The sequence below is a fragment of the Pseudomonas sp. GM55 genome (assembly GCF_000282395.1).
Lineage (GTDB): Bacteria > Pseudomonadota > Gammaproteobacteria > Pseudomonadales > Pseudomonadaceae > Aquipseudomonas > Aquipseudomonas fluorescens_CC.
This window is the reverse complement of record NZ_AKJJ01000156.1, coordinates 1-11,484: the sequence shown is the minus strand read 5'-3', so window position 1 is coordinate 11,484 and position 11,484 is coordinate 1. Positions and strand designations below refer to the sequence as shown.

The 11,484-nt window shown below is 60.7% G+C and carries 9 protein-coding genes; 6 read left to right on the top strand and 3 right to left on the bottom strand.

The window, feature by feature from the left end; all coding sequences use genetic code 11:
• Positions 1 to 311: hypothetical protein (locus PMI31_RS31585; protein WP_238539327.1), on the top strand; the 311-nt coding region annotated here is incomplete at its 5' end.
• Positions 312 to 323: 12 nt separating this feature from the next.
• Here PMI31_RS31585 and PMI31_RS29275 read toward each other — a convergent pair.
• On the bottom strand, positions 324 to 2,573 hold the full coding sequence (locus PMI31_RS29275) for an Ig-like domain-containing protein (RefSeq protein WP_008023801.1): 2,250 nt from the start codon (positions 2,571 to 2,573) through the stop codon (positions 324 to 326).
• A gap of 35 nt (positions 2,574 to 2,608) precedes the next feature.
• Positions 2,609 to 3,955 (bottom strand): hypothetical protein, encoded by a 1,347-nt coding sequence (locus PMI31_RS29270; protein WP_008023799.1) that lies wholly within the window; start codon positions 3,953 to 3,955, stop codon positions 2,609 to 2,611.
• Positions 3,956 to 4,238: 283 nt separating this feature from the next.
• Between PMI31_RS29270 and PMI31_RS29265 the strand changes: the two genes are divergently transcribed.
• The 4 genes from PMI31_RS29265 (at position 4,239) to PMI31_RS29250 (ending at position 10,004) form a co-directional block, all read left to right on the top strand.
• The gene (locus PMI31_RS29265; RefSeq protein WP_008023797.1) at positions 4,239 to 5,684 is read left to right on the top strand and encodes a sensor histidine kinase; all 1,446 of its coding nucleotides are present in this window, start codon (positions 4,239 to 4,241) and stop codon (positions 5,682 to 5,684) included.
• A 173-nt stretch (positions 5,685 to 5,857) separates the two neighbouring features.
• Positions 5,858 to 7,006, top strand: a complete 1,149-nt coding sequence (locus PMI31_RS29260; protein WP_008023796.1) for an SCO family protein — start codon at positions 5,858 to 5,860, stop codon at positions 7,004 to 7,006.
• Between the two features lie 102 nt (positions 7,007 to 7,108).
• On the top strand, positions 7,109 to 8,602 hold the full coding sequence (locus tag PMI31_RS29255; RefSeq protein WP_008023794.1) for a sensor histidine kinase: 1,494 nt from the start codon (positions 7,109 to 7,111) through the stop codon (positions 8,600 to 8,602).
• A complete protein-coding gene (locus tag PMI31_RS29250; RefSeq protein ID WP_008023793.1) occupies positions 8,571 to 10,004 on the top strand; it encodes a sigma-54-dependent transcriptional regulator in 1,434 nt (477 codons plus the stop codon). The genes PMI31_RS29255 and PMI31_RS29250 overlap by 32 nt, the downstream gene beginning before the upstream one ends.
• Positions 10,005 to 10,067: 63 nt before the next feature.
• On the opposite strand, the gene PMI31_RS29245 is transcribed toward PMI31_RS29250, so the two are convergent.
• Positions 10,068 to 10,448 carry a hypothetical protein gene (locus PMI31_RS29245; protein WP_008023792.1) on the bottom strand — a complete coding sequence of 127 codons (381 nt, stop codon included), beginning with the start codon at positions 10,446 to 10,448 and terminating at the stop codon, positions 10,068 to 10,070.
• Positions 10,449 to 10,619: 171 nt separating this feature from the next.
• Here PMI31_RS29245 and PMI31_RS29240 point away from each other — a divergent pair, with 171 nt between their 5' ends.
• Positions 10,620 to 11,426 (top strand): class I SAM-dependent methyltransferase, encoded by an 807-nt coding sequence (locus PMI31_RS29240; RefSeq protein ID WP_008023790.1) that lies wholly within the window; start codon positions 10,620 to 10,622, stop codon positions 11,424 to 11,426.
• The last annotated feature ends 58 nt before the right edge of the window (positions 11,427 to 11,484 follow it).

The following is an 11,484-nucleotide window of genomic DNA, read 5'->3' as shown; positions in this document are numbered from 1 at the left end:
AAGCGGAACCGTTAGCGGCCGTTACCGCAGCAACGGATATGTACACCGGTAAAAGACGCGTCGCCCAACACCCCGCCATCGCAAGCAGGCTTGCTCGCGAAGGCGGCCTGACAGCCAACCATTGTCTTTCAGATGCCCCCCAGTCCAACCGTAGGCGCGAGTTTGATCCGGGCAATGTTCCAATGAAGGCCGCCAGACCACCGCTGGATTGCATTCCATCAATGCATCCGGCAAAAAAAAACCGCGGTCCCCCACCCGAGGTCGCGGTTTTCCATAGGGTTGAAGCCAACCCCATCAACCAACATGGCTGATGGGGCGCAGGCTCAGTTGGCGATCACCGGCACCGTGCGCACGGAGCCTTGGGACGAGGTGATCGTGGCGGTCGGGTTCGCTGACGGAACCACCGTGGTGGTGTTGTTCACCGTCAACTTCCAGCGCCCGTTCGCCGGTACGGTGGTGGTGCCCAGGGTGACCAGTCCGGTCGGAGTGGTGACCTTGATGGTGATGGTGTTGCCGGTGGTCACCGATGAGGTACCGGCAAAGCTCCAGGTGAAGCGGTTATTGGAGCGGGCGCTCACCGTTGCGGTGGTCACTGCGAAGGTTTCTGCAACAGGCCGTGGCGAGACCTGCACCGTGACCGTGGCCGGTGACGTCGACTGGGCGCCGAAGCTGTCCTGGGCGATGTAGGTGAAGGTCGTGGTGAAGGCCGTGGTGAAGGTGGCCGGTGGGGTGTAGGTCAGCACCGTGCCGCTCCTGCTGACGATGCCGCGACCTGTCGGTGGTTGAGTGAAGCTGGCGACCGCCAGCGGCAGGTTGCCTTCCGGATCGGTGTCGTTGGCCAGCACGTTGATTGGAATCGCCACACCCAGTGTCGTGACGGCATCGGCGACTGCCACCGGAGGCCGGTTAGGCGCCACGGTGATGGTCACGGTTGCCGCTGTCGTCGAGGCCAGTCCTTTGACGTCCTGGGCCTTGTAGGTGAAGGTCGTGGTCAGCGGCGCATTGACGACAGCGGGAGGGGTGTAGACCACCGCCGTAGTGCCGCTCAATGCCACGGAGCCCTGGCCGGCGGCCGGCTGGGTCAGCGCGGTAATGCTCAGCGGCGTATTGCCGTCCGGGTCCCTGTCGTTGGCCAGCAGGTTGAGGGTGATCGGCACGCCGAGGCTGGTGCTGCCGGTATCGGCGACGGAAATCGGTGCCTGGTTCGCGCCGGTGTCCGGTGCAGTACCGACCACTACGACCGGCTCGGTGTCACTGCCGCCAGCGGCGGATTTCACCGTAACGGTTGCAGGGGGTTGGCTCAGGTCAGCAACGGTCAGGCGTTGCAGGGTGCCGGTTTTCGATAGCCGTCCGTAACCCTGGGCGACCATGTCCGGTACCACCACTTCGTCTGTGGAGGTGGCCTCGATCAGCAGGCTGTGGTTGCTCCAGTCGTAACGAGCGGTCTGGATTTTCACCACGTCCGAGAGCTTGCTCGACACCGCAGTCGGCCGGGTGGTCCCGGTCGGATTGGTGGCGGTGACCACCACGACCGGAGGCACGGTTGCGTTGGTCAGCAGATGCTGGGCGAAGAACACGCCGTTGTTATCGCCCAGCATGTTGGTCTGGCAAGGCGATACAGGCGGGCCAGGCACCAGGGCGATGCTTTCGCGGAAACACAGGGTCGAACCGTTGGCGGCTTTGGCAAACACTTCGACCCGGGTGTTGTCGCCGCCCGTACCTGCTGTGCGGCGGTAGGTGGCTCGGGTCATGTCCACCGCGGTTTGCGCGCGGCTGTCGAGGACCTTGCCGGACAGGGTGAAAAGGTTGGTCTGGAGGGTCCCGGCCGGACCCTGGATGCGCACGAAGTTGGTGTTGTTGGGGCTGCCGGTCACGGCTTCGGTGAGGTTCGGGTCGCCGACGAAGGTTTCGATGGCGCCGGTGTCCGGGTTCACCTCGGTGTAGGGGCCGTTGACGCTGCGCAGGAACGGCCCGATCGCGCCGTTGACTGCACCGCTGAAAACCCCCGGTGCACCGATGCCGATGTCCCTGGTGATGTTGATCGCACGACGGCCGGGGGTGGTGACGTTGACCGTTTCCACACCATAGGGGTGGGTAATGGTGTAGGTCCCGGCAGTGGGAATGTTCACCCGCATACGAATCCGCGCGAAGCTGATCTGGTCGCCGTCGACCGGATTACCGCCGGCAAACGCTGCTTCTATCCCGGCCACGTAGGCGTCCATGCCATAGCCGGCGGCGTTGTTGGGGATGCTGGTCTCGGCGAGGAACCAGAAGGCTTCGTCCGGCCAGTTATCCGGGAACACCATCGGCAGGGTGTCGTCGAAAACGCCCGGTGTCGGCAGCAGGGTGCACATGTAGGCCGGTGGCACACTGGCTGGCACCCGCGAGCTGGCGGCGCGGGACTGGCACAGCTCCATCGACAGTAGATTATTGTCCTGATACCAGATCGGGAATTTCCCGGTGGCAAAGGTGTAGGGACCGGGATCGACGGCGGCAAGTTGCGCGAACGCACTGCCGGACAGCGATAGAGTCAGTCCCAGGGCGTTGAGCGCCAGGCGTGGCCATTTGTTCATGATGCCTCCTGATGAGGATCCGGGCATGTGAGCGTTCATTGCACGATGACCACTTCTTCGGTATCGCTGCCGCCATTGGATGACGTCACGCGAACCTGGGCTGGCGGAATCGGCGTGATGCCGGTGGCCAGGCTTTTCACTGCGCCGTCGCCACTCAGGGCGCCGATGGCGAGACCGGTGCCAGTGGTAGCGGTGAGCACCGGTGGCGACGTTTCATCGCTGGTCGAGGCCGTGATGGTGATTTGCCCGGTGCTCAGGCTGTATTCGGCGCGTGAGATCGTCACCAGGTCGGTCAGCGGCATGGGCAAGGTGGTTGGCGTGCTGCTGGCGATGGCCAGGTGGTTGTCGGCGGTCACTTGCAAGGTGCTCGGCAGCGTCGGGTTGTTCGGCGACTGCGCATACCAGTGGCCGGTGGTGTTCGCTTCGGTGAAGTTCAGGACCGGGTTGTTGCTGGCCAGGGTCACGGTGGCCGGTGGTGGCGGGGCCAACACGAACACGTCCTGCTGGGCCACCGGTGCGCTGGTACCGGCATGGCGCGAATAGGTGCTGCGCTCGGCGATCACCGGAGTCGGCCGGACCACCGACGACAACTTGCCGGAAACGGCGAAGAGGTTGGTGCGCAAGTCCAGGCCATTGGGGCCTTCAATGCGCACGTAGTTGGTGTTGAACGGGCTGCCGGTGACGGCTTCGTTGAGGTTCGGATCGCCGACGAACTGTTCGGTCTGGCCCGTGGTCGGGTTGGTCTCGGTATAGGGACCATTGACGCTGCGCAGAAACGGCCCGACGTCGCCCTTGAGCGCGCCGTCGTAGGTTTTTGGCGCACCGATGCCGATGTCCCGGGTCATGTTGATCGCCCGTCGGCCGGGGGTGTCGACGTTGAACACTTCGACGCCGTAGGGGTGGGTGATGACATAAGTGCCGGCGGTGGGCACATCGATGCGAATACGGATACGGGCGAAGCTGATCTGGTCGCCCTCCAGTGGATCCCCACCACTGAAGGCTGCTTCGAGCGCCGAGACATAGGTCAGGTCGATGCCTCGGGCGGCATCGACGATGGTCGTTTCGCCTGTGGCCCAGAACGCTTCGTCGGGGAAATTGGTCGGGAAGACCAACGGTTGAGTGTCATCGAAAATGCCGGGATTAGGGATCAACGAGCACATGTAAGTTGGGGCGCCCGGCGCGCTGGCAACCCTGGAACTGACAGCCTTTGATAAGCACAGGTCAAGGGTTCGGCCGTGGCTATCCTGATACCAGGCGGCGAAATTGCCATTGGCTGGCAGGTAGGGTCCGGGGTCTACGGCAAACAGCGCTGCCTGGGCGATGCCTTGGGCTAGAGCGGTCACGACCAGGGCGGTCGTGGCTTTGCACAGTAAAGGGTGCATGAGTATTCCCTCTATCGAAGTACCTGCCCCTTGGGGATGGGTCAGTTGGCTGGGAGTTGGGCAACTTCCATACCAATCAGCGAAAACGCCCGTGAGAGGCCCGAACTACAGGCGTAGATGCAGCCGCCGGTGACAGACCGGCAAGTTGGAGATAGGGCGGTTGCCCCCAACTTTGGGGGTGGATCGGGCGGCGGGGCAGGTGGGGAGTCGCAGTACCCAGGTTCGGGCAAACCGCCATGGGTGGGCTATAAACCTATAGGGGGGTAAACCGGGAATCGTGTCCATGACCACTATCGCCAAAGTGCTTGCGACCGAAAGCGAAGTCCGCTTGAACACGCGCAAGCAGCCGTTCGATCTGCTGCGCTGGTTTTCGCTGGTCAGCATGGCGGTGATCGGGACGGTAGCGGTGGCGCTGGGGGCGGTATCCACGCGGTTCGTGATTACCGAAAGCGTGCAGCGCGATGCGCTATTGACCTCACAATTCATTCAGGCGATTGCCTTGGCCGAGGTGCGCCATCTATCGATACCCAACGTCCGGACCATGGGCGAGTTGCTCGACCCACGAAAAGACAAGGACTTTCCAGACGTCGACCCGCTGGCCCGCGCCAGTGCCCGAGGTGATTTCCTCGACCATATCGAAAATTTGCCGGACGTGATCCTGGTCAACATCTATGCCCCCGACCGCAGGGTGATCTGGTCGACCAACCCGGCCTTGATGGGCACCACGATCCATGGCGATGAGGACCTCGACCGGGCGTTCAGCTCGAAGCTACCTGTGTCGACCAGCTACCACGATGTGGACAAATCCCGCATGGAGCAGAAGTTCGTGGTGCCACCCAAATACCTCTTCATCGAAAACTACATTCCCCTGTTCGATGCCGATGGTCGCACCGTCACGGCGATGGTCGAGGTTTACAAGGAACCGCAGGACCTGATCAACCGCATGGAGCGCGGTCTGGTGCTGATCTGGCTGGCGACCGCCCTGGGCGGCGGTCTGATTTACCTGGGCCTGTACGGGATCGTGCGGCGGGCGGCGATCCTGCTGGCGACGCAGCAGAAGCAATTGATCACCAACGAAACCTACGTGGCCCTGGGAGAGATGTCCTCGGCGGTCGCCCACAGCCTGCGCAACCCATTGGCGACCATTCGCTCAAGCGCCGAGCTGGCGATAGAGTTCGACAGCGGGCCGGCACACGGGAACATCAACGACATCATTTGCCAGGTCGATCGCATGTCGACATGGGTACGGGATTTGCTCCAGTCCCTGCGACCGCTCAATGACGAGGCTGAGCCAGTGAACCTGGTGGCGGCACTGCATGACAGCCTGATGGCTTACGAGCAACAGATCAGCAAGGCCAAGGTCAAGGTAGTGTTCGAGCCGGACCAGACGCCCATGGTCCTGAGCCAGCAGGTGCAACTGACCCAGATCCTCAACAGCCTGCTGTCCAACGCGGTGGAGGCCATGGACAACGGCGGTACGCTGACCATCCAGATCGAGCCGCGCGATGCCCAGCGCGTCAGCGTGAGGGTGAGCGATACCGGCAAAGGCATGAGCGATGAACAGCGCACCATGGCCTTCCGGCCGTTCTTCACCACCAAACAGGGCGGGCTGGGCGTCGGGCTGGTGCTGGTCAAGCGGATCATGGAGCGTTTTGGCGGTGTAGTGACCCTCGACAGTCGCGAAGGCGAGGGCACCACTGTTCGTCTGTCGTTCAAGTTGGCCCCATGAACATCCCCGTTAGTGGGTGTCAGTCCCCGGTCATTTCTACGGTCAATGGCAGGTTGATGTTGATAAGCCATTGTTTTATCGGGTGTTAATGCTTTTATATAAAGCAGTCACAACGTTGGCGAGGTCCTTGCATCGTCACTATTACCACCTTCACGATTACGAGGCGGCTGGTGATGGCAAAAAAAGCGCGCTACGACTTCAAGCGTTCAGGAGCGTTTACGCCTTTGAAGCTGCATTCACCACGCTCACGGGCCTTGGGCATGCACTGGGTGCTGATGCTGGTGACCGGTTTGCTGGCCAGCCAGTTGCTGGTCGCCAGCCAGCCATTATCGACGCCCGAACCGGCTCCGGCATCCACTCCCGTACCCGATGTCGCTGAAGCCGACACCCCGTGGGGTGGCAACTATTTCCCCAACACCCTGCTGACCGACCAGGATGGCCAGCAGCTGCGTTTTTTCGATGACATGATCAAAGGCAAGGTGGTGGTGATCAATTTCATCTTCACCTCGTGCAGCGACTCCTGCCCCCTGGAAACCGCGCGCCTGCGCCAGGTGCAGAAACTGCTGGGGGATCGGGTCGGCAAGGACATCTTCTTTTACTCCATCAGCATCGACCCCCTGAGTGATACCCCCGAAGTGCTCAAGGCTTATGCGCAACGCTTCCAGGTCGGGCCGGGCTGGAAATTCCTCACCGGGGAGTTCGCCGACGTCACCGAACTGCGCAAGAAACTGGGGTTGTTCATCGAAGGCATCGATAACGGGCGCAACAAGGACCACAACCTGAGCCTGATCGTCGGCAACCAGGAAACGGGTCGCTGGATGAAAGCCTCGCCGTTCGAAAACCCGTGGATCCTGGCCGACCAACTGGCCAATACCCTGCATAACTGGAAGCAGCCCAGCGTCGAAGAAAGCTACGCCGATGCTCCGCAAATCCGCCCGCCGAGCAATGGCGAAGAGCTGTTCCGCACTCGCTGCGCGTCTTGCCACAGCCTCGGTCCGCTGGACGGTCAAGGCATCGGCTTGCGCAGCATCGGCCCGGACCTGATCGGCGTGACCCATAAGCGCGATCCGGCCTGGCTCATTCGGTGGATCCGCGAACCGGATCGCATGCTCGTGGAAAAGGACCCGATTGCGATGGAACTGTTCGATCGCTACAACAGGATCCCAATGCCAAATCTGCGGCTGGATGAGCATTCCGCCCAGTCCATCATCGACTTCCTGCATGAAGAGACTGACCGTCAGCATCCGCCGGCGGCCAGTGGTAACGAGGAGCCTGAGCATCATCATTCGGTCGCGCAACCCGAGATGACCCAGGCGCAATAGTGTCAAAAAAATTACGTTGGCCGCTCAGTTGCTATCAATGCCACCTACACTGATCCAGATAGTGGCTGAACAGGTTCGATTTCAAGCATCCAGGACACCGCCATGCAGATACTGGAACAACAAAAAGTAGCTGCGCCGCAGGCTCCGGCAGTACCGCGCAGGGGGTGGCGGCCGCAGTTCAACCTGCTGCGCTGGTTCTCCCTGGCAAGCTTTCTCATCATTGCCGCGGTGGCGTTGGGCCTGGGTTACATCTCTACGCGCTTTGTAGTCGATGAAAGCATCGAGCGCGATTCAATGCTGACCGCGCAGTTCATTCAAGCCATTGGCGAGGCCGAAATCCGTCATGCCGGGATTTCGCCGGGCAGAACAATGGGCGAAATGCTCGACCCGCGCCTGGACCATGCCGATTCCGACGTCAACCCCGACGCCCGGGCCGCCGCGCGCGTCGAGTTTCTCGACCATGTGGAGCATCTGCCGGACATCCTGCTGGCGACGGTGTATGCCCTGGACCGCACGGTGGTCTGGTCGACCAACTCCGAGTTGATCGGCGTGCGCATCGAAGACGACAACGAACTGGACGAATCCTTCGAAATGAAATCGCCAGTGTCCACCCGCTACCACCAGATCGATGAGGAGCGTCCCGAACAGCGTCTGCTGCGCGAACCGGAATACCTGTTCGTTGAGAACTACATTCCGATGTTCAACGCCGACAGAAGCAAAGTGATTGCCATGGTGGAGATCTACAAGGAACCGGTGGACCTGGTGGAACGCATCCAGCGTGGCTTCAAGGCGATCTGGCTGGCCACCCTGATCGGCGGGGCGGCCATTTACCTGGGGCTGTTCTGGATCGTCCGGCGTGCGGCGATACTGCTGCAGAGCCAGCAAAAACAACTGATCGCCAATGAAACCTTTGTCGCCCTGGGGGAAATGTCCTCGGCGGTGGCCCACAGCTTGCGCAATCCGCTGGCGAACATCCGTTCCAGCGCCGAACTGGCCCAGGACATCGCCAGCCAGACCGCACAGAAAAATATTGGCGACATCATCAGTCAGGTCGACCGCATGTCACGTTGGGTCCGTGAATTGTTGGTGTCCTTGCGGCCGATGAATGACGACTTTGAAACGGTCGACCTGGTACTGGCCCTCGAGGACACCTTGAGTGCCTTTGAGTCCTTGATCAAACGTTCGAACGTCGAAGTGCGTTTTTCTCCCGCCAGCGTGCCACCGGTCGTCAGCCAACAGGTGCTGCTCACGCAAATACTCAATAGCCTGTTTGCTAATGCTCTGGAAGCCATGCCCAAAGGGGGCGTGCTGACGATCGAGATCGATTCCTCGGTACCTGGCGACGTGAGCATGATCCTGACCGACACCGGCAAGGGCATGTCCAAACAACAACAACAAATGGTCTTCAAGCCGTTTTTCACCACCAAACAAGGCGGATTGGGTGTTGGCCTGGCCCTGGTCAAAAGAATAATGGAGCGGTTTGACGGCTCAGTCGAACTGACCAGCCAGGAGCAGGAAGGAACCCGCGTTTGTCTCAATTTCAAAGTGGCAACGGGAGGGGAATATGGAGCACAGCATTCTGCTGGTCGAGGATGACGAAATCCTCGCCGAGAATATTCAGACTTACCTGGAGCGCAAGGACTTCGAGGTGACCGTCTGCCACTCGGCTGAAGATGCACTGGAGCAATTGGGTTCTTTCGCTCCTGACGTGGTCCTGACCGACAACTCGTTGCCGGGCATGAGTGGTCACGAACTGATCCAGAAGCTGCGCATCAGCGCGCCGGATCTGAAAGTGATCATGATGACCGGCTACGGCAACGTCGAAGACGCCGTGGTGGCGATGAAAGAGGGCGCTTTTCATTACGTCACCAAGCCGGTGGCCCTGCCGGAGCTCAAGCTGCTGCTGGACAAGGCCCTGGCCACCGACCGCATGGAGCGTACGCTGTCGTTTTACCAGGAGCGCGAGGCCCAGAAGTCGGGGGTGCAGGCACTGATTGGCGAGTCGGCACCGATGGCGTACCTCAAGGGCACCATCCGCCAGTTGCTCGACGCCGAACGGCGGATGGCCAACAGCGATCTGCCACCGGTGCTGGTGGAAGGCGAGACCGGCACCGGCAAGGAACTGGTGGCCCGGGCCTTGCACTTCGACGGCCCGCGCAGCAAAGGCCCATTCATTGAATTCAACTGCGCTTCTATCCCGTCCAATCTGGTGGAATCGGAGCTGTTCGGCCACGAGAAGGGCGCCTTCACCGACGCCAAGGATCGTCGCATGGGGCTGGTGGAGGCGGCCGATGGCGGCACGCTGTTCCTCGATGAAATCGGTGAAATGGACCTGCTGTTGCAAGCCAAGCTGCTGAAACTGCTGGAAGACCGGACCATTCGCCGGGTCGGTTCGGTGAAGGAGCGCAAGGTCGATCTGCGGGTGATCAGCGCCACCAACTGCAATCTCGAACAAATGGTCCAGCAAGGCAAATTCCGCCGTGACCTGTTTTTCCGCCTGCGCATCATTTCGATCAAGGTGCCGCGCCTGTATGCCCGTGGCGCCGATATCCTGCTGCTGGCCCGGCACTTCCTGGCACTGCATGGCAAACGCTACGGCAAGCCGAACCTGCATTTCAGCGACCAGGCCGAAGAGTTGCTGCTCAGCTACAGCTGGCCGGGCAACGTTCGCGAATTGCGCAACATGCTGGAGCAAACCGTGTTGCTGGCGCAAAGCGACACCATAGCCGCCCATCAGTTGAACGTTTGCTTGAGCCTGGTGGATGAGCCACCGATGTTTCATCACGAACCACAACACTTCAGCGAACAGCGTCCGTCCTACAACAGCAGCGAATCCATGAACCTGCCGGAAGTGGAACGCGACATGGTGCGCAAGATGCTCGACAAGACCGACTGGAACGTCACCAAATCGGCACGCCTGCTGGGTCTGAGTCGCGACATGTTGCGCTACCGGATCGAAAAGCTCGGTCTCGCCCGTCCGGACAAACGCCAGTGGTAGGGGGCGTTCTCAATCAGTTTCCCTACCGCGGTGGGGAAACTCATTGAGAACACCCCCTGGTGCTCACTGCAACACCGGTCCTTGCCTCAGGCAGGACAGCATGCAACCGGGATTTTCGACTTCCTGGTTCACGTAGACGCCACGCTCCGGATCGTAGGAGCGGACAAACACCCTGACCGTGGCGTCGGCCACGGTCGGCAGGCGCGAATCGTAGAACACGTGCTCGCTTGAAACCGGGATGAAATCCCCGGGGGCGGTCGGGATGTACGTGCCCGGTGGTACGGTGCTCATGGACGGTGGTACGGGGTGTGCGAAGGGTTGGTCGGCGCCGTAATAGTTGAATTCACTGCTGTAGTCAGTGGTGGCTGGCAAGTCGTCGGCGTGGGCGACAGCGGTCGCGCTCAGGCAGATGGCGAGCAAAAGTGTCAGGTCGGTTTTTTTCATGGCAACACCTGCGAAATCGTTTTAACCACAAGTCCCCAAGGTCATTAACTATAGCTTTCGCCGTGGGCAGTCGTCGGTGCTGCGTGGATTACAAGTTCGCAACACCTGCCAGGATAGGGTTGATCTAGACTTCGGCCGGTCACTTCGACGACCCGAACCCTGGAGCGTGCAATGGAACTGCCGACAAAAGAACAAGCCATCGCCAGTAACCGAGAGGCCTGGAATGACTCCGCCCGTCACCACAAGGATTCCAGCGAATGGCAAACCTTGTTGAAGGACGTGGCGCACGCGGATTTTTCCTGCCTGGATGAGACCCTGACCGCTTTGCTGACCCAGACAGGTGTCGACGGCAAGGAGGTGGTGCAACTGGGCTGCAACAACGGCCGCGAAAGTCTGTCACTGTTCGCCCTGGGCGCGCGCAGCGTGGTGGGTGTCGACCAGTCCGAAGCATTTCTCGAGCAGGCACGGGAACTGGCGTCCCGCTCGCCCCATGCGCCGCAATTCATCGAAGCGGACATTCACCATCTGCCTGCGCAACTGCAGGAGCGCTTTGACCTGGCGCTGATCACCATCGGGGTCTTGAACTGGATGCCGGACATCGGCGAATTCTTCCGGCATGTGGCGAGTACGCTGAAGCCGGGTGGGGCGCTGGTGGTGTACGAAACCCACCCGTTCCTGGAAATGTTCGACCCCGAGGCAATCGATCCTTTTCGCCTGGACAGTTCATACTTCCGCCGCGAACCGTTCGTGCAACACGAACCGATCGTCTACGAAGGCAGGATCGAACAGCCGTCGGCGGCGTCCTACTGGTTCGTCCATACCTTGAGCGACCTCTTCAGTGCCGCCATTGCGGCAGGGCTGCAGATCCGCCACTTCAAGGAATACTCGCACTCCAACCGCGAAGAGCTCTATGACTGCTATCAGCAGCAGGCAGCGCAGTTGCCGTTGTGTTTTACGTGGGTGGTGGTGAAGAACTGAGTAGCGGCTATTGACTGTGTACATATCCGGTTTTTGGGTAACGGCGGCTTATGGTTTC